The organism is Natronoflexus pectinivorans (assembly GCF_004345615.1).
GTDB classification, from domain to species: domain Bacteria; phylum Bacteroidota; class Bacteroidia; order Bacteroidales; family Marinilabiliaceae; genus Natronoflexus; species Natronoflexus pectinivorans.
The window spans coordinates 219,248-243,779 of sequence record NZ_SLWK01000003.1 but is presented as its reverse complement, the minus strand read 5'-3'; the positions used below and the strand labels follow the sequence as shown (position 1 = coordinate 243,779).

Annotated in this window: 22 protein-coding genes and 1 tRNA gene; 11 read left to right on the top strand and 12 right to left on the bottom strand. The window is 38.1% G+C overall.

All coding sequences use genetic code 11. The annotated features are described in order from the left end of the window. Positions 1-191: 191 nt before the first annotated feature. From EV194_RS06280 to EV194_RS06245, 8 genes are all read right to left on the bottom strand, one after another. Positions 192-971, bottom strand: a complete 780-nt coding sequence (locus tag EV194_RS06280) for an amidohydrolase (protein WP_132433194.1) — start codon at positions 969-971, stop codon at positions 192-194. Between the two features lie 6 nt (positions 972-977). Continuing rightward, positions 978-2,396 (bottom strand): D-alanyl-D-alanine carboxypeptidase/D-alanyl-D-alanine endopeptidase, encoded by a 1,419-nt coding sequence (dacB, locus tag EV194_RS06275; RefSeq protein WP_132433193.1) that lies wholly within the window; start codon positions 2,394-2,396, stop codon positions 978-980. A 17-nt stretch (positions 2,397-2,413) separates the two neighbouring features. Continuing rightward, the gene (locus tag EV194_RS06270; RefSeq protein WP_132433192.1) at positions 2,414-3,469 is read right to left on the bottom strand and encodes a DUF6340 family protein; all 1,056 of its coding nucleotides are present in this window, start codon (positions 3,467-3,469) and stop codon (positions 2,414-2,416) included. A 29-nt stretch (positions 3,470-3,498) separates the two neighbouring features. Continuing rightward, positions 3,499-4,662, bottom strand: a complete 1,164-nt coding sequence (locus tag EV194_RS06265) for an iron-containing alcohol dehydrogenase (RefSeq protein WP_132433191.1) — start codon at positions 4,660-4,662, stop codon at positions 3,499-3,501. A gap of 269 nt (positions 4,663-4,931) precedes the next feature. Then, positions 4,932-5,678, bottom strand: a complete 747-nt coding sequence (gene fabG / locus EV194_RS06260) for a 3-oxoacyl-[acyl-carrier-protein] reductase (RefSeq protein WP_132433190.1) — start codon at positions 5,676-5,678, stop codon at positions 4,932-4,934. 214 nt (positions 5,679-5,892) lie between these two features. Continuing rightward, positions 5,893-5,975, bottom strand: a tRNA-Tyr gene (locus tag EV194_RS06255). Between the two features lie 27 nt (positions 5,976-6,002). After that, positions 6,003-6,497 (bottom strand): 6,7-dimethyl-8-ribityllumazine synthase, encoded by a 495-nt coding sequence (gene ribH, locus EV194_RS06250; protein ID WP_132433189.1) that lies wholly within the window; start codon positions 6,495-6,497, stop codon positions 6,003-6,005. Positions 6,498-6,634: 137 nt separating this feature from the next. Next, the gene (locus tag EV194_RS06245; RefSeq protein WP_132433188.1) at positions 6,635-7,309 is read right to left on the bottom strand and encodes a tetratricopeptide repeat protein; all 675 of its coding nucleotides are present in this window, start codon (positions 7,307-7,309) and stop codon (positions 6,635-6,637) included. A 195-nt stretch (positions 7,310-7,504) separates the two neighbouring features. On the opposite strand from EV194_RS06245, the gene recF reads away from it, so the two are divergent. Next, positions 7,505-8,611: a DNA replication/repair protein RecF gene (recF, locus tag EV194_RS06240; protein WP_132433187.1), complete on the top strand. Its 1,107-nt coding sequence runs from the start codon at positions 7,505-7,507 to the stop codon at positions 8,609-8,611. A gap of 20 nt (positions 8,612-8,631) precedes the next feature. Further along, entirely contained in the window at positions 8,632-8,940 is a 309-nt protein-coding gene (locus EV194_RS06235) for a DUF721 domain-containing protein (RefSeq protein ID WP_132433186.1), read from the top strand. Here the strand turns inward: EV194_RS06235 and ndk are convergent. Beyond that, complete coding sequence (gene ndk, locus EV194_RS06230) at positions 8,937-9,365, bottom strand: nucleoside-diphosphate kinase (protein WP_132433185.1); 429 nt, start codon at positions 9,363-9,365, stop codon at positions 8,937-8,939. The two genes, EV194_RS06235 and ndk, sit on opposite strands and share 4 nt — an antisense overlap. Before the next feature lie 203 nt (positions 9,366-9,568). On the opposite strand from ndk, the gene EV194_RS06225 reads away from it, so the two are divergent. The 4 genes from EV194_RS06225 (at position 9,569) to EV194_RS06210 (ending at position 12,334) form a co-directional block, all read left to right on the top strand. Beyond that, positions 9,569-10,576 carry a DHH family phosphoesterase gene (locus tag EV194_RS06225; RefSeq protein WP_132433184.1) on the top strand — a complete coding sequence of 336 codons (1,008 nt, stop codon included), beginning with the start codon at positions 9,569-9,571 and terminating at the stop codon, positions 10,574-10,576. A gap of 10 nt (positions 10,577-10,586) precedes the next feature. Then, positions 10,587-11,120: an FKBP-type peptidyl-prolyl cis-trans isomerase gene (locus EV194_RS06220; RefSeq protein ID WP_132433183.1), complete on the top strand. Its 534-nt coding sequence runs from the start codon at positions 10,587-10,589 to the stop codon at positions 11,118-11,120. Between the two features lie 10 nt (positions 11,121-11,130). Beyond that, positions 11,131-11,751, top strand: a complete 621-nt coding sequence (locus tag EV194_RS06215; protein ID WP_132433182.1) for an FKBP-type peptidyl-prolyl cis-trans isomerase — start codon at positions 11,131-11,133, stop codon at positions 11,749-11,751. Positions 11,752-11,836: 85 nt separating this feature from the next. Next, positions 11,837-12,334: an FKBP-type peptidyl-prolyl cis-trans isomerase gene (locus EV194_RS06210; protein ID WP_132433181.1), complete on the top strand. Its 498-nt coding sequence runs from the start codon at positions 11,837-11,839 to the stop codon at positions 12,332-12,334. 961 nt (positions 12,335-13,295) lie between these two features. Here EV194_RS06210 and EV194_RS06205 read toward each other — a convergent pair. From EV194_RS06205 to EV194_RS06195, 3 genes are all read right to left on the bottom strand, one after another. Then, the gene (locus EV194_RS06205) at positions 13,296-14,537 is read right to left on the bottom strand and encodes an ammonium transporter (RefSeq protein WP_079556794.1); all 1,242 of its coding nucleotides are present in this window, start codon (positions 14,535-14,537) and stop codon (positions 13,296-13,298) included. A gap of 28 nt (positions 14,538-14,565) precedes the next feature. Next, the gene (locus tag EV194_RS06200) at positions 14,566-14,913 is read right to left on the bottom strand and encodes a P-II family nitrogen regulator (protein WP_132433180.1); all 348 of its coding nucleotides are present in this window, start codon (positions 14,911-14,913) and stop codon (positions 14,566-14,568) included. Positions 14,914-15,017: 104 nt separating this feature from the next. Then, positions 15,018-15,680: a TorF family putative porin gene (locus EV194_RS06195; protein WP_132433179.1), complete on the bottom strand. Its 663-nt coding sequence runs from the start codon at positions 15,678-15,680 to the stop codon at positions 15,018-15,020. A 709-nt stretch (positions 15,681-16,389) separates the two neighbouring features. Between EV194_RS06195 and EV194_RS06190 the strand changes: the two genes are divergently transcribed. The 5 genes from EV194_RS06190 (at position 16,390) to EV194_RS06170 (ending at position 24,315) form a co-directional block, all read left to right on the top strand. Next, a complete protein-coding gene (locus EV194_RS06190) occupies positions 16,390-17,064 on the top strand; it encodes a NigD1/NigD2 family lipoprotein (RefSeq protein ID WP_132433178.1) in 675 nt (224 codons plus the stop codon). A gap of 276 nt (positions 17,065-17,340) precedes the next feature. Further along, positions 17,341-18,219 carry a DUF3078 domain-containing protein gene (locus EV194_RS06185; protein WP_132433177.1) on the top strand — a complete coding sequence of 293 codons (879 nt, stop codon included), beginning with the start codon at positions 17,341-17,343 and terminating at the stop codon, positions 18,217-18,219. Between the two features lie 94 nt (positions 18,220-18,313). Beyond that, the gene (locus EV194_RS06180) at positions 18,314-19,057 is read left to right on the top strand and encodes a lysophospholipid acyltransferase family protein (protein ID WP_132433176.1); all 744 of its coding nucleotides are present in this window, start codon (positions 18,314-18,316) and stop codon (positions 19,055-19,057) included. A gap of 374 nt (positions 19,058-19,431) precedes the next feature. Then, entirely contained in the window at positions 19,432-21,402 is a 1,971-nt protein-coding gene (locus tag EV194_RS06175) for an OmpA family protein (RefSeq protein WP_132433175.1), read from the top strand. Positions 21,403-21,414: 12 nt separating this feature from the next. Continuing rightward, a complete protein-coding gene (locus tag EV194_RS06170) occupies positions 21,415-24,315 on the top strand; it encodes a triple tyrosine motif-containing protein (protein ID WP_132433174.1) in 2,901 nt (966 codons plus the stop codon). The last annotated feature ends 217 nt before the right edge of the window (positions 24,316-24,532 follow it).

The window sequence follows — 24,532 nt, the reverse complement described above, 5'->3', positions numbered from 1 at the left end:
GCAATAATTCAAGTAAATTCAGTCGAAAAATGTTTTTGAACTTATATGCAACCATTTTCTGATTCAAATTACTTTGACTCTGGGTTGCTTAAGCAATTGCTAAATTGTTACATTCTTATCCTGAAATTCTTCTTAAGTGGTACCTGATATATTGCAATCATGCCATATATACGAGTTCTCGTTTCATATAGTTACGCATTTAAGTAAAAATTATCCGCATCCATCCATGTCGGAAAATCTTTTCTGAAGTCTGATAACAATTTGAAATCCAGTGTTGTGTTGATGATTGTTTCTTTGTTTAAAATCGTTCTATTTAATGATTTGCCATCAAAACCATAAACAGCGGAGGCTCCTTCATATTCAGTAGCTGGATCTTTACCCACTCTGTTAGATCCAATTATATAACACTGATTTTCTATGGCTCTTGCGGATAGAAGCGTTTTCCATATGTAAGAACGGGCTGTAGGCCAGTTTGCAACATATATTGCAACATCGTAATCGTTCCTATTTCTGCACCATACCGGAAACCTCAGATCATAACAAATGAAAAGAGCGATCCTCCATCCATCTACATTAATGATGACTCTCTTATTCCCTGATGAGTATACTTTCTCTTCTCCGCTCATGCGGAATAAATGTTTTTTATCATACCAAAAGAGGTCGCCTCCGGGATACATTGCGATACATCGGTTATAATATCTGTTGTTCTCAACAATTGGTAGGCTTCCGATGACAATGGCATTGGTTGAATCAGATAATTTCTTTAACCAGTTAAAAACTACCCCTCTCATTGTAGTAGCAGTTTTGTGAGGCTTCATTGAGAATCCAGTAGCAAACATCTCAGGAAGAACGATTACTCTTGATTCAAATTTATTATTCTGGATCAGGTATTGAATTCGCTCCAGATTAACTTCTATTTGCTCCCATTTAATGTCGTGCTGAACAACTGATACTTTTAATCCTTCATTCATGTATGGCTAATAATGGTCAATGAAAAAATTGATATATTCTTCGATTGAGTTTCTGATTTCCAGAAATGGCTGAGTATAGTTATTTACAATAATGCAAAAGGCCAGTTTTCGCCCGCTGTTGGTGTAAATATAACCTGAATACCCCAACACACCCTGCATGGATCCGCTTTTTGCCAATACCCGACCTCTCCTGTTGTTGGTAGACCACATTCTTCGCAATGAACCGGATTGTCCACTAACTGATAGAGATTTTTGGAATACGCTTTGATATTGCGTTTGATTCACGTGTCGCAATAAATCGGTAAAAAAGCGAGGTGATGCGAGGTTTTTTGGCGATAAACCTGAACCGTCATGAAATCTTAAAGGCATGTCTATTCCTGCATTTTTCCAATATTTAATGGTGTTCCATGTCGCAACATCCCACAATGAATGATGCTTAGGTGCATTTAATCCGTTCAACAAAAACAGATGATCGGCCAAAAGATTGTGACTGCGTTGGTTCACAATTTGTATAATCTCCTCAAGCGGAGGCGAGAGATGGGTGAATAATAAATGTAGATCTTCATAATTGATGTCATCCTGAATGTCTATGATGTTATTATCTGTATCGTAATCAATATGTTTTGCCAACTCATGAGCAAATGTTTCTCCGGGATTGGGTAAAGCTCCACGTATCGTAAATTCAGGGCGGTTTGTAGGGATACTCCCTCTAACCTCCCATTGAGACAAGCCCGGATAACCAAATATGTAGGCACTGTCCCTGTTATGTGTGGCTGAATATACATGGCTTATAAAATTGATGTCGTCAAGGGGAGGGGAGACTGACACAATCTGACAATTTTCTCCGGATCTTGGGGGAGAACTGAGTGTAAGGTGAAAGGTGTTATCTCTCCAACTGAGACCAGAAGGAGCAGCTCCATAATAATTAGCCATGTCTTCCCAAAGACGCCCGGCCGGGTATCGGGGTTCAGGAAATAAGGTTTGATCAACAATGAGTTTTCCGTTAATGGTATGGATCCCATTTTTCTTCAACTGTTCAGCAAAATATAACAGAGTTTGATCCGGTTGAGTAGAGTCAAAATATACAGAACCGAGCGTTCCGTCTCCGCCACCACGAATAATCAAATTTCCATATAATATTCCGTTTTTTATTTCTCCGCTATAAAAAAATGAAGTGGAAAATCTGTATTCAGGCGATAATCTCTCGAGAGCAGTAGCTGTAGTTAATAGTTTCAAAACACTGGCAGGGGTGAATAATTTATCCTGATTTACTCCAGTTACTTCAAGACCGCTTGAGAGATCAATAACCGATATCCCTACAGATGCTCCTGGGAAATTTGGTGGTGCAGGTACTTTTGAATTTGAGGCAGCAAAGTTGCTGCACAAACAAGAAAATAGTATTGGTAAAGCAATAATCCACCGCATGGCTGTAACGTTGGTTTTTAAAATCCTGCTCCAAGTTGTTCCTGAAGTTTCTTTGAGTCGTTTATCCTTCTTTCTAGTTCTTTAATGTATTCTGATAGAATTTGTTTCTCTTTTGACGAAACTTCCAGTGAACTTAGGTTACTCATAACCTCATGACTGACTTGCGCCCATGCAAGAGATTCCTCAAAATTCCCGCTGACTTCAAACGCAACTGCCAGATTGAATGCTGCTCTGGCTTTTTGTCGGTTGTTCCCATTTTCGAATACATAGTACCAAACACGGCCAGCCTGATTCCAGTTATTAATGTTAACCAGATCATTTGCACGATCAAACATATGGTGTCCGCTTTTATAGTATGGTCGGTATACCGATTCCCAATATGGCGCTACGCGTGTGGTGTATTCCTGCCCCATAAAGTTAGCTATTGTTTTCAGGGCTTCTCCAATCTCAGGTAAATTTCTGTGTGGTTGATTTAGATACGCAGGGAAATTATTCCAGGATAAAGTGTCTTTTTGTAGATAAACATCTAGAATATATCCATTTTTATCATATATCTTCCAAAACATCGCTCCATAAACATCCATCGTTCCGAAATAAATTTCCTGATTTAGATAGGTTACATTGATTTCACTACTGTAATTTATTTTCTCAAGTGCTATTAAAGCCTGAGCATCGGACTCCGAAAGAATTCTTCGAATTTCATTTAAAGGAATAGGGCGGTTTGGATCTCCATTGGGGGGCAGATTTAATGAGGTAGAATAGAAATAAACTGTGTCAAAAAATGCCATTTGTTGCAATGATTTGGTCATTGATTGAACTGCTCTTATACCAAAATCATCCACCCAAATAGAATCGGCAATAATGGTGTCATTGTTAATATACAATATGTGCATTGAGTCGGAACGATGCGGATATGCGTAATCCACGGCTACAACAGATAAGATATCTGGTGCCATTGAATATTCCGCAGGCCTTAACACGTCTATTTCAATATACGACATGGTAGAACATGCACTGAGAACAAGTGGAAGGAGAATAAATCCCAGGCTCTTCTTTATTTTTTTTAGTCCCATACGGTTATATCTTATTGTTTAATCCGTATCTATAACGCGATTTTTAAAATTTCAACGATGTCTGTTTTATTCAGTTTTTTCATAAGTCCAATAGATCCAAATCTGCATGCCTTTTCAGCCATAGTCTCCAGTTGAGAATCATCTATATCTACTTCACTTAATGAAACGGGCATGCCTATTGACGAAAAGAATGATTTCATGGCTGCAATCCCTTTGTGAGCAGCAGACAAATCATCTTTGTCAATAATACCCCACACATTTCGCGCCAATTTTGCAAAACGCCACGCGTTTTGCTCATCTAAAACATATGTCATCCAGGCAGGAAAAACGATTGCAAGTCCTGCACCATGTGTTATGTCATAAATAGCACTCACTTCATGTTCAATAAGATGTGTTGACCAATCGCCCGGTAATTTTCCAAAGCTTAATAATCCATTTAATGCAAGAGTGCTTGTCCACATTATTTGCGCTCTTGCTTCATAATTTTCGGGCTGTTCCAAAACTACAGGTGACATCGAAACAGTTGTGTTGATTAATGCTTCGCTCATGGCATCCTGCACTTGTGTTGCTTTCTCAGGCGTAAAATATAATTCGAGTACATGACTGATAATGTCGGTAATGCCGGCAGCTGTATGCCACTTATTTACTGTATATGTATATTCCGGGTTGAGGAGAGAAAAAACAGGACAGAGAATGGGGGCTCCCATCGCTCTTTTCTCAAGTGTTTCACTGTTGCTGATAACCGCGTTGCCATTCATTTCAGAGCCGGTAGCTGCCAGAGTAAGGATGGTTCCTAATGGAACCGCTTTTTTTACAACAGCTTTTTGAATCATGAAATCCCATGGGTCGCCTTCATAATGCACTCCGGCAGCAATGGCCTTACAACAGTCTAAAACACTTCCACCTCCAACTGCCAGAATGAAATCCAGGTTGTGCTCACGACAAAGTCTCACTCCCTCACGCACAGAATCAATTCCGGGGTTTGGCCTGATGCCGCTTAATTCCTCAAAAGGAATTTGATGTTTGTTTAAAAGAGCTACAATTTCATCATAAAGTCCAATACTTTTAATTGATCCACCACCGTAGGCCAAAAGAAGACGTGAGCCAACCAATTTTATTTCCGGGATTATTTCCTCAAGATTATTTTTCCCAAAAAGAATCTTTGTGTTGAATTTGAAATTGAAATCTCTCATATGTTAAACTCTTTGTTATAATTGATAATTACTCGTTAAACATTTTTATTTGCCTAATTATCAAACGTTTATGGTTTTGTTGTAGTGTTGTACAATCAGCTGATAATAAGAAATTTACTTGTGTCTAATATCTAAAAGTCTAACGATCTATTGATTAGATAAACAGTTCTAAAATACAAAAGTTTTCTGTAATTCATAGAGAATTGCTTATAAACAAAATGGGACGGCCATTGGCCGTCCCGTTTTTATATCTGATATTGATTCAAATACTACATATTCATACCACCACAAACAGGAATTACCTGTCCTGTAACATATGATGAAAGATCTGAGCCAAGGAACACGCATGTGTTGGCAACATCTTCCGGAGTTCCTCCGCGTCTCATAGGAATTTGAGCTTCCCATGATTTTTTTACATCTTCTGGAAGAACACCTGTCATTTCAGTGATAATAAATCCGGGAGCAATGGCATTGCTTCTGATGCCCCGTGATCCAAGTTCTTTTGCAATTGATTTTGTGAAACCAATCATACCTGCTTTTGATGCAGAATAGTTTGATTGACCTGCATTACCACTTACTCCAACCACCGAACTCATATTAATAATGGAGCCTGAGCGTTGTTTTAACATGGTTCCCTGTACAGCTTTTGTAAAATTAAAGCAGGATTTCAGGTTAACTGAAATAACGGCATCCCATTGGTCTTCAGTCATACGCATCAAAAGAGTATCTTTAGTAATTCCGGCATTGTTTACCAGAATATCGATACGACCAAAATCTTTAGCAATTTCTGCCACCACTTGTTGAGTTTCTTCAAAATTAGCAGCATTGGAGGCGTAACCTTTTGCTTTTACACCAAAAGCAGCAATTTCTTTTTCAGTAGCTTCTGCCGCCTCATTTATGGCAAGGTCAGTAAAAGCAATATTACAACCTTCGGCTGCAAAACGCAATGCAATGGCTTTCCCGATTCCGCGGGCAGCACCTGTAATGATCGCGGTCTTTCCTTCTAATAGCTTCATTCGTTAAAAATTTAAGTAAATTTGGCTGAATAGCGTTATTGAATTAATGTTGACCTGTTTACTCTGCTTAAAAATAAATAAAACAGGATGATAACAGCAAAATTCCACACAAAGTTAAGAAAAAAGTAAAAACGTACAATTTTAACTATACGCAATGGAATATGTTAGTCTAAGTTGAATTGATTGATTTTATTTTGGAAAGCAAAAAAAAGAGTGGGGGGAGGAGGATTCGAACCTCCGAAGTCGTAAGACAACAGATTTACAGTCTGCCCCGGTTGGCCACTTCGGTATCCCCCCTTGCAATTTGCAGATGCGAAATTACAATTATTTTTTTAACCTACAACTTAAATCAACCATTTTAATAGCTGTTATGGCTGCTTCATCACCTTTGTTTCCATGCTTTCCGCCGGCTCTCTCCTCAGCTTGCTCTTGATTGTCAGTTGTTAATACACCAAAAATAAATGGGATTTTAAACTTTACATTCAGTTGGGTAATTCCTTGTGTGACTCCCTGACATACGTAATCAAAATGCGGGGTATCTCCCTGAATTACGCATCCTAAACAAATAATTGCGTCAACATCGGTTTTTTTTGCCAAAAGACGTGCCCCTGCTGTCAATTCAAAGCTGCCCGGAACACCAATGGTCACAATGTTCTCCTCGGTGGCTCCATGTTTTAAAAGAGTGTTTTTAGCTCCCTGATATAGTGCATCGGTAATAGGTCTGTTCCACTCCGATACTACAATCCCAAATTTCATTTTGGAGGCAGACGGAACCGATTGTTCGTCGTATATTGATAAATTTTGTAATGATGTAGCCATGGTTATCAGTGTTTTAATATGTACAATAAAAAAGCTGTTAGCTTTTATAAATTTACTATTCCGGCAATCCAACAGGGTTGCCGGAATAATAAATCAAATCATTTCTAACAGCTTAAATATAATAATTGTTTAAAATATCAGAGAGATACGCGAGTGATGTATTTGTCGATCTGTCTAGCTTCGGTACTTTCTCTGTATTTTTCTTTAATTGTTCTAAATGCTTCAAGGGCTCTTACATTGTCGCCAATGCTTTCGTATGCCAAGCCTTTTTTCAGAAGGAAAAATGGCGCCGTTATGCTGTTCTCAATTTGAGATGCGCGCTGATACCATCTGATGGCTTCGTTAATATCGCCAAGCTCTGCATGTGCATCGCCGATAGCTCCTAAAGAAACAGCGTTCATCTTGTCGTTTTTGGTTTTAAACCTTCTGAGGTATCTGATGGCTTCTTCGTACTCTCCTATATGCAGATAGCTGATTCCGGCATAATATCTTGAAAGATTACCTGCTTTTGTACGTCCAAAATTATCAATGATTTCCAAGAAACCCGGATTAATTCCGTCTCCTTCGAGAGCGGCACTATAATCTTCGTTTTCGAACATGATTTGTGCATGGAACATCTGACGCTGAGCTTCAGCTTCCTGTGGTTCCGAGTATAATTTAATGTAGGCCCAGTAACCGCCAACAATAAGTATCAATGCCAGTACAGCAATGGTCAGAGTTTTTTGATTCTCTTCAATGAACCTTTCGGTTCTACCGAGCGCCTGCTCAACATTTTCCAGTTTGTTTTCTGAAGTGTTTTCTTTCTTAGACATATCTTCATTAATTTTTTAGATTCGCAAATTTAATAAATTAGATATAATATGAGCAATAGCCCTAAATATTTTTGGCATTTTACAAAATGCCAAAACTATATGTTGTTAATGATTAAGGTGTTAATTATTTTAAATGGGATTTCTGTTTTTTGCTTTTTCAAATGATTACTTTTGTACACTATAATTTCGTTATAAATGTACTTAAAACATATCAATCTTTTAAATTTTAAGAATTTAAAGCAGTGTGAACTTGATCTTACCTCAGGAATAAACTGTTTTGTTGGGAAAAATGGTGCCGGAAAAACAAACCTCCTGGATGCTGTTTTTTATATGTCTTTCTGTAAAAGTTATTTTAATTCAATTGATAGTCAGTTGATTCATCACGACGAAGATTTTTTCGTTATTCAGGGAAGTTACATCAGGGAAGATCAGGAAGATCAGATTTATGCAGGTTTAAAGCGAAACCAGAAAAAGCAATTTAAACGTAACAAGAAGGAATATACCCGTTTATCCGATCACATAGGATTGTTACCTTTAGTGATGATCTCTCCCGGTGATGAGCGTCTAATTACGGAAGGAAGCGAATTGCGACGAAAATATATAGACAGTGTGGTGTCTCAATTTGATAAGCCTTATCTGGATTTGATTATCAGGTATAATAGGATTGTTAACCAGAGAAATGTTCTTCTTAAAAGCGCAAGAGGCAATATTAAGTTAATAGAATCGCAGTTGGATGTATGGGATGAACAACTGACAATTACCGGAGAACAGATTTTTAATAAACGTGAAACGTTTATTAAGGAGTTAGAGCCTGTATTTCAGAAATATTACCGTTTTATCTCCGGCGGACATGAGCAGGTCAGCATCATTTATCATTCGCATCATCAGAAAGGAAAACTTACGGAGCAACTATTAAAAAGACGTGCAAAGGATTTGGTGTTGGGATACACCAGCAAAGGCATTCATCGGGACGATCTTGAACTGTTGTTGAATGGATACGCTGTAAAGAAAGACGGATCGCAGGGACAGAAAAAAACTTTCTTTATCGCACTTAAGCTGGCGCAGTTTGAATTCCTGAAAGATTTTTTTGGTTTTTCGCCCATTCTTTTACTCGACGATCTGTTTGATAAACTGGATGATGACAGGGTGAGTAGTTTAATTGAGTTGGCCGGCAGGGATACTTTTCAACAGATTTTTATTACCGATACTCAAAGAAAGCGTCTTCATGACATTGTGAAGCAAACCGGTAAAGAGCATCGCTTTTTTCAGGTTGACAATGGAGAGATTAATTTTGATATTTGAAGAAGTAAAGATTTTCGACGATGTATAGAGACGACAGAAACCGATATAACAACACAAAATCCCTTCAGGAGATTCTTTCTGATATTGTTGACAGTCCGGCATTAAGTCGTGGCATAAAAGAGAGCCGTGCAATACAGGCCTGGCCAAAAGTATTAGGCCCGTCAGTGGCTCGTATAACCACACAGGTAAAGTTTTATAAGGGAGTTTTGTATGTAAATCTTAACTCCAGCATCATCAGAAGCGAACTTCTGATGCACAAAACAAAAATCATTGAATCATTAAACCGCGAAGCAGGTGGCAACGTGGTTTACGATTTGGTAATCCGTTAATATGGAAACTCTTCCATCGAGCTAAAGAAAAAGCGTGTCTCTCTTTTTGCGCTTTCATCACTGTCTGAACCATGAATGGCGTTGCGGGTTTTATCTTTTGCATAGGTTCTCCTGATGGTTCCCTCTTCTGCCTGTGTGGGATCAGTATTTCCAATTAGCTTGCGAAAATCATCCACTGCATTATCTTTTTCAAGTATGGCAACAACCACTGGCCCTGATGACATAAACTCAATCAGATCGGGGAAAAAGGATTTTCCGGCATGTTCTTCGTAGAATATTTCAGCTTTTTCAGCAGGTAATTGGGTCATTTTTAACGCCCGAATATGAAAACCTTCTTTTTCGATTCTTGATAAAATTGCCCCAACGTGATGTTGCTTTACAGCATATGGCTTTATCATGGTCAATGTAATTCTGCCGTTGTTCATATATCCAGAATTTAATGGGTTACAATTGATGCTAACTTTAAAGTTAGCATACCAACAATATACCTTTTTTACTTGATAAATCATAAAAAATAATCGCTTGGCTGATAATTTAATTTATCTTTGTTGATTGAAGATTAAAAACCCCGTTGAAATTGAGACTTGTGCTTTGGGGGTAAAAGAGTTTATAGAAAACCAGAATTTTTGTGAGTTCAGATATTCAAGAGATAAAAAGATTCAAATCTTTTTTGGCCGATGCCAAAAAAGTACTAATCATTCCACATAAAGATCCGGATGGCGATGCCATAGGTTCTTCTTTGGCATGGTATAACTTGTTTAAAGAGAGTGGAATAAAAGGAGTGGTTGTGTCACCCAACGATGTGCAGGTTACACTTCAATGGATGCCGGGAGCTGACTCAATCATTGTCTTTTCTAAAGATAAAAACATCGCTCTTCAGGAGATTAATGACTGTGATTTGGCGTTATACCTCGATTTTAATGGGATAGGCAGAACCGGCGATATGCAGGAGGTTTTGTCGAAACTAGTTATTCCAAAAATCACCATCGATCATCATCCTTATCCTGATATGGATTTAACTGAAGTCATGATTTCAGATACAGAGGTGTCATCGACTTGCGAATTGTCCTACTCGGTAATGAAGTATCTTAACTTGAAACCATCGCCGTTCTCAGCTACATGCTTATATACCGGTATCATGACAGATACCGGTATGTTAAATCATAATTCTTCAAGACCGGGGCTGTATCATGTAATTGCTGATTTGCTGGAGATCGGTGTTGATAAAGATTATGTGCATCAGGAAGTATTTCACAGCAACTCTTTATCACGAATGCGTTTATTTGGGCACGCTTTATGTAGTAAGTTGGAGTTGTTAGCAGATGGCAAAATTGCTTATATTGCCCTTTGTGAGGATGAACTTAAAAGATTTGATTATAAGCCAGGGGATACAGAAGGATTGGTGAATTACCCTTTGTCAATTGATGGGATAGAGGTGGCAGCCTTGATAACTGAGAAGGAGCCTGGATTTGTGAAGATTTCAATGCGTTCGCGCGGAAAATTACCTGTTAATGATTTTGCCGCTAAATATTTTTCTGGTGGTGGCCACAGAAATGCTGCCGGTGGAGAAATGAAGGGTGATTTTGAAAAAGTAGTAGAACGATTTATATCAGTTGTGACGAAACATTTCAGTTAAACAATATCAGATGAGGGTTTTAAATATAATATTTCTAATCTCATTGCTGTTCATTTTTTGCAATTGCTCCGATTCTCAGAATCGACAACAATCACAGCGGAGTTCCCAAATCACCAGGGATCAATACATTGAGATTAACAGGCTGTTGATAGAATCTGATCAACGAATAATTTCTCAGTTTGTTGATTCAATGGATCTTGATATGCAAAGAACTGAAACAGGACTTTGGTATACCATTGAAAATCCTGTTGATGGTGCTGATATTAGGACGGGACAGATAGTTACACTTAATTATAATATATGGTTGTTAGATGGAACTTTATGTTACAGTTCTGATGAAGATGGCCATAAGGTTTTTATGGTTGGGCACGGAGGTGTTGAGTCAGGGCTAGAGGAAGGTATTCTAATGTTAAAGAAAGGGAGCAAAGCAACCTTTATCATGCCGCCGCATCTTGCTCATGGGCTTATTGGCGATGACGACAGAATTCCTTATCGAGCCATTTTAAAATATGAAGTTGAAGTATTAGATGTTAAAGACAAATAATTTTTAAACAATGATGAGATTTTTTATTGCAGGCTTCTTTTTATTCTCCTTCCTTTTTGTTGGTTGCAGCAAGGACAAGGACAAAACTCCTGAAATTGAATATGAGTATGTTGATATACATGACTACGCAAGGGAGCATTTTCCCGGTGTCGACAGCATGGATAACGGAATGTATGTAATTGTGCACTACGAGGGGTCAGGAAGTAAACCGGTCAGGGATGAAGTTTTATATGTTTATTATACAGGGCATTTATTAACAGGCCAAGGTTTTGATACCATAAAACATCGCAGATTTAGTTCGGGTGATTACCCGGTTCCCCTTAAACCTGTGAAACCCTCAGATGATGCTACAGATGAGGAGAAAGAAGAATATGATAAAGAACTTGCCGAATTTCAAGCTAAAGTAATTGCATACGAAAAGATGAAAGATGAAAACTTTAAGCTTTTTCAATTCAGGTATGAAACCGGAAATGTGATACAAGGCTGGCACCTAGGTTTCGGATTGCTGACCAAAGGCAGCAGGGCAACTTTTCTAATTCCCTCTCATCTTGCATATGGAGACAGGAGACAGGGGATAATCCCTCCAAATTCGCCTCTTCGTTTTGATGTGGAGCTGGTAAATCCAAAATAGTCAATAATTGTGCGTCAATAATAAAAAATATTATAGTATGTTTTTAATTAGTTTTTTTAAGAAAATTGTCAATGTAATTTTAGGGTTGTCGATCTTTACTCTTTTGGCGATTGGTTGTAGTGACCCCTACAGGGGAATCGACTATACAAGATTTCAGCGTGAGGAGGCAAAACTTCTGGCCGAGTTTTATGAAATGTATGAGGATAGTCTGTTTGCCTTGGCGGTTGACACGATTATTGATAACAGAGAAAAATCTGGCTTGCTATTTCTTGGTACTGAGCGAGGAGTGGGAGATACTTTGGGACTTCATAAATATGCCTCATTTAGATACGATTATTATGAACTACTCAGGCATCCTGATACAGAAGAGCCTGCATTGTTAAAAAGATATAGTAATTATGGTGGAGGAGAACCAGATGTGATTCGAATCGGAGATGAGAGTTGGTTTTCTGGTTTACACGAAGGCATGAGTTTTATGAGAATTGGTGGAAAAGCCACTTTGGTAATTCCTAGTACAATTGGTACTAGAAATGAATTTATAACTATAGTTATAGATGTTGAAGTTACTACAGCGGAATTCTAGATAGAATCAGTCTTTGTTTTCTGTGAAATTAACTTTTGCTATTCTATTTTGGAGTGGTAAATAGCATACATATCTAAACTCTACTGGTTTAAAAATGATGTCTTGTTGTTAGCAGTTCATTAATATAATTCATAATTACTTGTTTTACCGATATATTCTTCTTCGGCAAGCGTTATATTGTGCAATAAATCAGGCCAATTTTAACAACTGTCGAGTTATTTAGTACGATCCTATCTGGGCAGTCACGTTAGGCTTCGAGCATAAGTAGAAAAAAATGCAATTCCTTGCTTCAGTATCGCCTAGGTTACCACTTGATTGAAAGGGATTGTGTAGATTCTATCAAATTTCTGCCGGACAGTATTTATATTGTAAAATGAAGTTTTTAAACCGTTTTTTATAGCTAAGAAATTGAATATTGAGGCAGTTTACATTAAAAGATAAGATGTTTATGTCCATACAAATTATCTACTATCAGGTTTTTCCAATAATTCTCCTTTAGTGTTATCTGTATCATTGAATGGCAATCCCTTTAGTTTGGGTAGACTCTGACCAAAAAATGTTGTTTTATGTAATGGTCATTAAATCAGATTGCTAACTGTTTTTAATTTTCTTAATAGTCTCAATAGTTCGTTAAGGTTTCATTCTTGTGATTTATGGATGAATATGAATCTGTCTGTAAGAATTAAAAGTTGCTTGAAATTAAAAAATTCATCTTAATATAATCCCGCTGGGCGGGTTCCTAAGCTATTAAATAGAAACATAGGAAGTTTACTCCGTTCAAACTTCGCTGGGTTCAGTATCTTTAAGTCTAATATCGAATGTCTCGGGACTTAAATTGTCTAACGATCTAATATTTTGAGGGTTGCTTTTTGTAGATTGGGTATATGTAATAAAAAAGGAGCTGCCTCATTAGGCAACTCCCTTCTCGAATTAAAAAACCAGGTAAATTTTAAAGTACGGATTAATAGTTATATGAACTTTGTCCGTGCTCATGTATGTCAAGACCTTCACGCTCTTCTTTTTCAGAAACCCTTAGTCCTGTTGTATGCTTAAGTATTGTGAACAGAAGGAATGCAGTTCCAAGTGCCCATGCGGCGATTACCACAACACCAAGAACCTGTACTCCAAATAGTGACCATCCACCACCATAGAATACTCCACCCTCGGTAGCAAAAAGTCCAACCATGATGGTTCCAAATGCTCCAACCAAACCGTGCACTGTAATTGCACCAACTGGGTCGTCTACTTTTAGAACTTTGTCAATCAGCTCAATCCCAAATACAAGAACTACGCCTGCCAGAGCACCTATTATAACAGCACCTCCTGGTGAAACTATGTCTGTGCCTGCTGTAATGGCAACCAATCCTGCCAATGCACCGTTGAGCGTCATACTTAAATCAGGTTTTCCGTAGCGTTTCCAGGTTAGGAACATGGTTACAACTACTGATGCAACTGCCGACAGGTTAGTGGTTACAAAAATGTGGGCAATGGCAAATACGCTATCTCCTGAGGCTGCTAATTCTGAACCTGGGTTAAAACCAAACCAACCCAACCAAAGAATAAATACTCCAAGAGCACCTAATACCATGTTGTGACCGGGGATAGCATTAACTTTCCCATTTGTATATTTGCCTAGACGAGGTCCAACGATGGCTGCTCCAGCCAATGCAACCCAACCTCCAACAGAGTGAACTACAGTTGAACCGGCGAAGTCATGGAATCCCATTTCTGCCAACCATCCATCACCCCAAACCCAGTGTCCTGATATTGGATAAATAACCAATGTGATAATAAGGGTGAAAATCAAGTAAACACCGAATCGTGTTCTTTCAGCCATAGCTCCGGAAACGATGGTGGCTGCTGTTGCAGCAAACATGGTTTGGAATATTAATATGGCCATATCAGGCACATCATTACCATAATCGGCAGTAAAGAAGAAGTTAAACCCTCCTATAAATCCTCCAACCGAAGGTCCAAACATTATGCTGAAACCAACAAACCAGAAAACCAGTGACCCAATTGATAAGTCCATTAGGTTTTTCATGATGATGTTTCCAACGTTTTTTGCTCTGGTGAAACCTGCTTCCACCATACCAAAACCAGCCTGCATGAAAAATACCAGTACAGCTGCAATCAGTATCCATATAGTATCAATTGAAACGGAGTTTTCGCTTGCTACTTTTGCAATATCTAATGTATCCATAGCGTTTAAGTTTAATCGGTTAATTAGGTTACTTCTTTATGTACAAGGTTTCTGGGCCGGATTCGCCGGTGCGAATCTTGTAGGTGTTCTCTACATCGGAAATGAAAATTCTTCCGTCACCAATCTCACCTGTACGTGCAGCATCTGTAATGGCCTTAACTGTTTTATCTACATTTTCGTCGCGTACAACTATTGAGATTAAACGTCGCTCAATGATGCTGGTGTCATACACAGTGCCGCGATATAAATGACCTTCAACGGCAGTTCCGACACCTCTTACATCCCAATAGGAGAAAAATGTGATGTCTTGTTCTTCAAGCGCTTTTCTTACCTCCTCATATTTGGTAAGTCGAATAATTGCTTCAATTTTTTTCATGATATCAGGTTTTAAATGAATATTCATAATGAAGTTGTAATGAGGTTGAATTAAAGGTTGCCCTTGTTATTATAATAACAAGGCTACCTTTAATTGTTTGTAATTTAGAATGATACCCCAACTACGATATAGAATTGCTCGGTATTCGGGTTCAGAATTAACGACCCAGACATCGGAATAGAGAATGTATCAGTGATTTTAATCTCTTTTGATGTACCAATACCTACATTTACCACCTGAAGGTTTCCATTAGTGGTGTGCCAGCCGTCACCTGCTCCAAAGAATACATCGAATATGCCACCGCTGTATCCAATTTCGAAATACATGTCGCCTCCCTCGGACCCGGCTCCATCCGAAGAGTCATTTACTATATAATTGGCACTGAGAGATAAACCTGATACCTCATATCCCAGATTCAATTCTAAAGCATGGCTCGAAACACCTTTGTCTAACTCAAACCAGGAGGAGCCGGGGTAATAATACGAGGTTGCGCCTAAACTTAGGCCAAAATCAAAGTCGTATGAAGCATAAAGGTCAGCTTCATTAAAGTTTGTCAAAATTCCATTTCCTGTACCAAATGCTCCCCATGCTCCAATTGTAAATCCGCCGGATGTGAATTCAATGGTGGGTTGCAAGCTTGGTCCGTCTCCAAAATCAACTCCACGGAAAACGTAACGGTTGTAGAAGTCAAGTCCTACATTAACTTCCTGGGCGTTTGCTGTTGTAAAGAACAGTACCCCGATTGCTGCGATTAAAAGCTTTTTCATGGCTCGGTAGTGTTAAATTAGTAATTAGGAATAAAAAAATGGTTTTTAGGTTATCAACCCCTTTTTTTTGTAGGTTGATAATACAAATGTATGCAAAAAATACATTGACCCCCCTAAAAACAATGTGAAAAAAACTAAAATCGATAAAAAAATATTATTTACCCCTGTTTTTATGGGGTGGTATGGTTGAAAGATATGTTTTTTTTAAGGCATGCCCTGTTTTTAATATTCTCTGCCAAATATGATCGGTAGAATCTGTTCAGCGTTTGGCTTGAGGCATAAAAATTATTAGAAGTCTAAAATCTATTCCAGATATATTATAATATTTAGAAATTAAGTTCTGGCCTATTGTTTTGAAATTGTTATATTTATAAGATTTTTTTATGCGTGTAGTAATGAAGAGTTTATTTAAAATATCTGCGACGCAACCATCTGAATTAAATTGCGTCTACCAATAGATTATAAATATGAAAGCAATTAGGCAGTATTAATAGGGTTACTATTAGAGCTAAGTCAACCATGCTAATTAAAGCAATTTGAGTAAACCCGGGAAAAGGGGCATAAATAAAATACGAGACTCATCTCTTTTTGACTGTTCTGCATAATGAATTAATTGTATTATTAGTTATAGCACGAGCATGATTCGTGTAAATAAAATATGGATCAGAATTCATCATGCGAATTCAATCCGGTATAAAAAAAAGTGCGAATGAAAATCTTAAAGTCATTGTTAATTGGAGTTTTGTTGGTTACAATTGCTGGTTTAACTTCTTGTAAAGTAGAAGATGATTACGAACAGCTATACTTAGCCATGGGAAATGTCATGGGAAATTCACCTTCAACCTTTTTAATCGAAGCAGATGATGGAACTATTCTACGCCCGATAGAATACCCTTCAGAATATGATGAGATTATAGAGGGCAAGAGAGTATTTTTCTATTTTAAACATGTAGATGCTGGTAGAGACGATCAAAACTTTGATTATTCTATTCGTATTCAAGCCATGCAGAATGTGTTAACAAAAGGGATACTGAATGTTGATAGTGAAGGGAGGGATACATTAAAACGTGATCCTGTTAGGATTATTAATGCGTGGATTGGAAAATCGTATCTAAATGTGGAGTTTTCGTTTTTTGGGCACGAGAAAGCTCACATATTTGATCTTTTGCTGGATCCTGGAGAACAATACAAAGGTGGTTTCACCACACTTGATTTTCATCACGACGCTCGTAATGACAAGCAATACTACAACCTCCGGGGGATAATTAGTTTTGATTTGTCTGAGTTGCAAACAGAAACAGCTGATAGTATCAATATATTCTTTCGCGCCGATGACGACTCTTTTACATCGCGTGAACTCATATATCGATATTCTAATGAATAGACAACTGTACTATTGAATATGTCCGATCGGAGATAGATATAGGTTGATGCACATGGAGTGCAGTTTTTGGATTAATAAAGACTGGAAAAAAGAAAGAATAATTTGTAGCTTGCAAATTATTCTTTTTTTTTCCACATGTTGTTGAGATTTCTGCAAGTTTAATTGCCAGATTTAATATAATATTACTCATTCAGGCAATTTAATCTTGCTTTAAAGATGTTTTCCAGTTGCAGAAAACCTGTCAACCTGTTAAACCTTAATTATAAAACGCTTCAAATGAAAAAGTACGTATCAGCCTTCCTAAGTTTCTTTATTCCGGTAATTATGTTGGCAGAAGAGCCAGACACCACAAAACTATGGTCAACCGGCGGAGATGCATCTTTAACACTCTCACAGGTTTCTTTTAATAATTGGGCTGCTGGTGGACAAGATGCGCAAACAGGAACCTTTTTATTTATTGCATATGCAAATTACAAAAAGGACAGGCATGCTTGGGATAATAGTCTTCAGGTTGGTTATGGTTTAACCCGACAGGGATCAGAAAATCTCATCAAAAGCGATGACCGTGTGCTGGTGACATCCAAATATGGATACAATGCTGCTGGTCATTGGTTTTATTCCGGGTTGGTTGATTTTAGAACGCAAATGACAACAGGATACCAGGATCCCCCTCAGAATACAGTTACAATATCTAACCTTATGGCGCCTGCATACCTGCTTTTATCGGTAGGTATGGATTATAAACCGAGTGATGCTTTTTCCGTGTATTTGTCTCCATTGACCTCCAAAATGACTTTTGTATTGGATGATGAGTTGGCCGACAGGGGGCTGTATGGAGTTGATCCGGGTGATAACTTCAGAGGAGAATTTGGAGCATCCACCAAAATTGTTTACAGAAAAAGGAACATCATTAAAAATGTGGATCTTTTTACCAGGCTTGATCTCTTTTCAAATCTTGCAGATAATCCTCAATATATTGATGTTGATTGGGAAGGACGCATAAATATGCGAGTAAATGATTTTTTAACAGCAGTAATCTCTCTTAACCTTTTGTATGATAACGATATAAAGTATGTTGATTCGGAAGGGAATAAGAGAGGTGCCAGAGTTCAGACCAAACAATTACTTGGTTTTGGGTTATCCTATAGTTTTTGAGAAGATATTATTAGGTGATTTTGTTAAAAAGAGCACAGTCCGTGAAGGTATTGTGCTCTTTTTTTATATTTTAGATGATAAATGAAAAACTAAAATGGACGAAAAAAGCTTTGTTGCCTGGAAGTTTTGGTTGTATCAACCATATAAATGGTTGATATTTATGCCTCTGATGCTTGTTAATTCTATTGTGTTTGCTTTATTGGCCATTATTATGTCCCTCTGTGTTTCACCAAGAGCCGGCAGTTTAATGGGTAAAACATGGGCTTTAATCACATGCTGGCTTACCCCGGTTAGTGTTAAAGTGAAAGGGCAGAATAACATCAGCGAAAAAAAATCCTATGTCATCGTATCAAATCACCAAACAGGGTTTGATATTTTTCTCCTTTATGGTTATCTTCCAATTGATTTTAAATGGGTGATGAAGAAGGAGTTAAGAAAATTGCCTTTTATTGGATTGGCATCTGAAAAAGTGGGGCATATTTTTATTGACAGATCTTCTCCCAGAGCTGCAGTTCAAACTCTGGAAGAGGCAAAAAGAAAATTGGTTAATGGAACTTCAGTTCTTATCTTTCCGGAAGGAACCAGAAGTAGAAACAATCAAATGCGTCCTTTTAAAAAAGGAGCCTTTAAATTGGCACTGGATTTGGATTTGGATATTTTGCCGGTTACCATTCAAAATAGTCATAAAATAAAACGAGCAGGGTTCATGAATTTGGTACCGGGAAATGCCGGGTTAGTTGTGCATCCAATGATTAAAACCGGTGGTTTTAAAGATGACATAAGTGGATTGATGATAAAAGCAAGGCAGGTCATCGAATCCGAATTGCCATCTGACTAGTTAAATTATAGAGGTATGCATCAAAAAGAAAGTAATGCTTTAAGATTATGATTGAGTATGTTGTGTAATAAGCTTCTCAGATAACAATAGAATATTTGACATAGAAGAAATGGACCATGAGAATCGGCAGATCGACGAAGTTTATGAATTCTCACTCAGGCGATTTACTGAGCCCGGTCGAAGTTAGTATAACTAAATTGGCGAAATCTCCCGAGACCTCGGGAACCTATAAAGAACAAATTATAAACAGATGAAACGAGCCATGAGAAAACCTTCTCACACAGGCGAAGTACTGAGCCCAGTCGAAGTAAGAAAGACTGGATTGGCGAGTTCTCCCGAGTACTCGGGAACCCTAAAATACAAATTTTAGACACATGAATAGATTTTTATTATTGGTTATTGGATCAGTCTTGATTTTTGGGACAATGGTTCAGGCTCAGGAGTCGCTGACAACCCGAAACAGAGGAGCTATCAGATTATATGAGGAGGCGAGGAATCATTATGGTTTAGGACAGCATAATGAAGCAATAGCTGCCCTTCAGAGAGCCATTGACCGGGATTCCGATTTTATTGAGGCTTATCTTGTGTTGGGTGATATTTATAACAGACAACGAGAATTCGCAAAGGAGGCCGAGGTGCTTAAAAAGGCGGTAGCCATTGATTCTACTTTTTTTCCAACAACGATGTTCAATATTGGCGTTGCATCATTCAATGCCGGCGATTATGCAGAATCAATTCTTTGGCTTGAGCGTTACCGCTGGTATTTTAGTGACGACAGAAGTGCTGAACGAGTTAAACAATGGCTTGACCGTGCTAGATTTGCTGTTGAAGCAAGTGAAAACCCATACGAAATAGAACTGATCTCTTTGGGCGAAAAGGTAAACAGTGATTACGATGAATACTGGCCAAGTGTAACAGCCGATGAGCAAACATTGGTGTTTACTGTATTGGTTCCTCGCAACCCAGGCTTGTTCGCTGAACGAAATTTGCCCCGCACATCCATGTATTTTCAGGAGGATTTTTATGTGTCTCATCGTGGGGCTGATGGTCAGTGGCAAACACGAGAACCATTACCAGGCAGTATAAACACAGATGGAAACGAAGGCGCACAAGCGTTGAGTGCAGATGGAAACTGGATGTTTTTTACAGCTTGTGGAAGGTCTGATGGTCGGGGCAGTTGTGATATATATTTTTCTCAACGCGCTCCTGAAGGTTGGTCGGAGCCGGTAAATCTCGGGATGCCTGTGAACACACCTTATTGGGAAAGTCAGCCAACCTTTGGTGCTGATGGTAAAACGCTTATGTTTGTAAGTAATCGTCCTGGAGGCAGAGGTGGTAAAGATATTTGGCAGGCTACCGTTCAACACATCAACAGAGATGGAGTACCGGTTTTTGGTGATGTTCGAAATCTCGGACCAAATATCAATACGACTAAAGATGAAAACTCTCCATTTCTTCATCATGATAACCGGACGTTATATTTTGCTTCGGAGGGTTGGCCTGGCATGGGAGGGATGGATTTGTTTGTAAGTCGTAAAGGAGATGATGGTGTTTGGCGAGTACCTGTCAATTTGGGAGTGCCAATAAATACACCTGGGGATGAAATTGGTCTTGTTATAAATGCGCGTGGTAACAGAGCTTATTTTGCTAGTGACGGACGTGAAGAGGATCAAACGAGTAAAAATATTTACATGTTTGAATTACCTCCTCCCATTCAACCATCACCAGTTCTTTACGTGGCCGGTCGTGTTTACGATATTGAAACAGGTGAGACCCTGCCGGCTGATTTTGAGTTAAAGGATATCAGTACAGGTAACTTAATTGTGTCAACCCAAAGTAATAGATTTTCTGGGAAGTTCCTGGTAGTTTTGCCTGTTGGAGGACAATATGCTTTTAAAGCCGAGCATCCCGGATATATGTTTTACTCAGGGCATTTTGATCTTTTCGGTGATCACCCTCTTGATTCTCCTTATCAATTGGACATTGGACTACAGCCCATACGCAAAGGCGTTTCAATGACGCTGGAGAATATTTTCTTTGGAATTGATTCATATCGTCTGGAATCTCAATCAAAGGTAGAACTTGATGGGTTGGTCAGGTTCTTAGCTGATAATAAAGAAGTTCGAATTATGATTGGAGGACATACGGATAATGTCGGAAATGCAGCCTACAACCAACGACTTTCAGAGAACAGAGCCCGATCAGTCTATAATTATATCATTGAACAGGGTGTTGATACATCCCGTCTTGAATACAAGGGGTTTGGAATGGATCAGCCAATTGCAGATAATGCAACAGAGGCTGGAAGGGCTAAAAACAGGCGAACAGAAATTACCATTTTATAGCAATTTGTTCTGATGAAGAGTTACAGATTTAAAATAGGATTGTTGTTTTGTTTAGTTTATCCGGCAATTATTCTGGCAAAAGAAGTTGTTTTTCTTGGCATTCCTGAGATTGAATACTTTAATCGGCGACATTATCAAGGGGGTACTCAGAATTGGCAAATTAGCCAGGCTGAATCAGGAATCATTTATGCGGCGAATAATGATGGAATTCTTGAGTATGATGGAACAACCTGGAGGTTGTTAACCCGCGTTGTTGATGTTATAGTAAGAAGCGTTTTGGCTCATGAAGAGAAGATTTATATGGGCGCTTATAACGAGTTTGGATATTATTTCAAAAATGACCGAAATGAGTTTGAGTATAAATCACTCTCAGTTAATGATGAAATTAGTGCGTTGGGAGATGTATGGAATATAATTCCATACAATAATATGTTGATTTTTCAGGCTGATAAGGGCTTGGTCGTGTATAGAGATGATCAGGATATGCAGTTTGTACCAGCCAGATCAAGGATTTCAAATGCTTTTCTTGTTAACGGCATCATTATGGTATATGATGAAGAGGCTGGATTAATGGAACTTCGAAATAATAATCTTTTTGTAGTTTCTGGTGGTGAACAATTTGCTGGAATAGGAATCGGAACCATTTTACCCTTATCCGACCGGGAGGTTTTAATCGGAACCATCAGTGAAGGTCTCTTTGTTTGGGATTATCAGCAATTTAAACCATGGGAGACTCCGGCAGCTGAAATTGTTGCAAATGCAAATGTGTTTTGTGGTGTCAATTACGGTTCTGAATTTTTAATTTTTGGTACCATTCAATCAGGTGTAATTGTAACGGATATGCTCGGAAATGTTCAACTCATTGCCAATAAGGACAGAGGTCTTCAGAATAACACGGTGTTAGGACTTGATATTGACAACGAAGGAAATATTTGGGCAGGGCTGGATAATGGAATAGCCAGAATCAATTTCAATTCTACCATCAGTTTTATTCATGGATATTATGACATTGGAACAGGGTACACCATGGAGATATTTAAAAACAACGTCTATTTAGGAACCAATCAGGCGTTATATCATATCTCAAATGAAGATTTCAGAAATCCTGAGAAAAGTAGAGATGACTTTACTCGGATTCCTGGCACGAGTGGACAAGTTTGGTCACTTTTTGTTGATAAGGAAGGGCGCCTTTTATGTGGACATAACAATGGTGTTTTTGAGATTTCTGGATCTAATGCTCAACCCATTACTCCTACATCTGTAATGGGAGCATGGATATTTAGATATCCGCCAAATCGGGATGATATACTATTGGTTGGGTCTTATTCTGGAATTCTAATTCTTCGAAAGGATGGAAACAACTGGGTGTTTGATAAGCGACTCAATGGTTTTTCTGAATCAGCCAGATATATGGAATGGGATTCGGATGGAAGCTTGTGGGTGACGCATGGATATCTGGGGATATTCAGGTTGTATTTTAATGATGATTATACAGAAATAGACCGTGTGGAAGAGTACCGTGAAGCAAGAGGGATGGTTGATAATGCAGCTCTGAATGTTTCTCTCATAAATGGTGAGCCTTTATTTTCTTCAATTCATGGAATATACGGGTACGATAATAGTTCTGCAAGTTTTTACAGGCATTACATGAACAGATATTTTATTAATGAAGAGTATCCGGTGGTAATTCAACAGGATCAATACAATAATATATGGTTTTTTACAACAGAAGGTGTGGGCGTACTTCGCAGACTTGAAGATGGTTCATTTACACGGGTGATTGGTCCATTTTATCCTGTACATGGCAGATTGGTAAACGGTTTTGAGTTTTTAAAGATATTGGATGAAAGAAACGCAATTATTGGAGTAGAGGATGGTTTTGCCCATTATTCTGTGAATGAGCGTAAAAACTTTATGAAACCATTTCACGTGCATATAAGAGGGTTTAGAAATCATGATGAATCTGTAACCTACTATTTAGCTCAGCCAAATGGAGAGCAAAAACAGATACCTGAATGGCCATACGCGAAAAACTCCTTTGAGGTGACCTATTCAGCTACTACTTTTGAGAATTCAAACATCAGATACTCTAATTTTATCGAGGGTATAGATTCAGATTGGTCTGCATGGACTTCTCAAAAACAGCGGCAGTTTACAAATATTCGTGAAGGTAAATATACTTTTTGGGTGAAGGCTGTTAATATCCATGGGGTTGAGTCCGACCCAATTGGTTTTATTTTCGTTGTTAATCCCCCTTGGATCAGGACTACTACTGCTAAAGTTCTGTATGTGTTTGTAGTTATTTTGTTGTTGCTTGGATCCTGGATCTTAATGAATAGATTAATGGAGCGTAGTAAAATGCTCGAAAAGAGACGACAGCAGGAAAAATTCAAGATAAGGGAGGAGCAATTGCGAAATGCCGCCCTTGAGAATGAAAAGGAGATGATCCGGCTTAGAAACGAGAAGCTTAGAAATGAGATGATGTTTAAAGAGAAGGAGTTAGCCAATTCCACCATGAATATTATACATAAAAATGAGTTTCTGTTAAAAGTTAAGGAGGAACTAGCCAGGGTTAGTAAACAAAGGGATTTTACTGGTATGGATAGAAAAGTTAAAGACATTATCAGGAAAATTGACAAAGACATAGATAATGATTCACATTGGGAGGTGTTTGAGCTTCATCTGGAACAGGTTCATGAGGAATTCCTTAAAAGACTACACGAGAAATTTCCTGATCTTTCCTCAAAAGAGAAGAAGTTATCAGCTTATTTACGAATGGATATGACATCAAAAGAAATCTCATCACTTTTAAACATCAGCGTTAGAGCTGTGGAAAACAATCGTTATAAACTTCGAAAGAAACTAGGACTAGAAGGTGGTGATAACTTAATTGATTTCATCATGAATATTTAACCTACTTTATTGAATAATTTGAACCCATCTTAGGAACAGCAACTTAATAAACGGGTCATACAGTAATATTTGTAAATATTACTGTATGACCCGTTTCCTATTATCTGTTATTCATTAGCTTTTGACCTGTTTAATTGTCTATTCTTTACTCAAATAGAGTTTCTTACTCAGTTTGGTCTCCATCTCTGATGTTATTATAAGTTCACAACCTCATTTT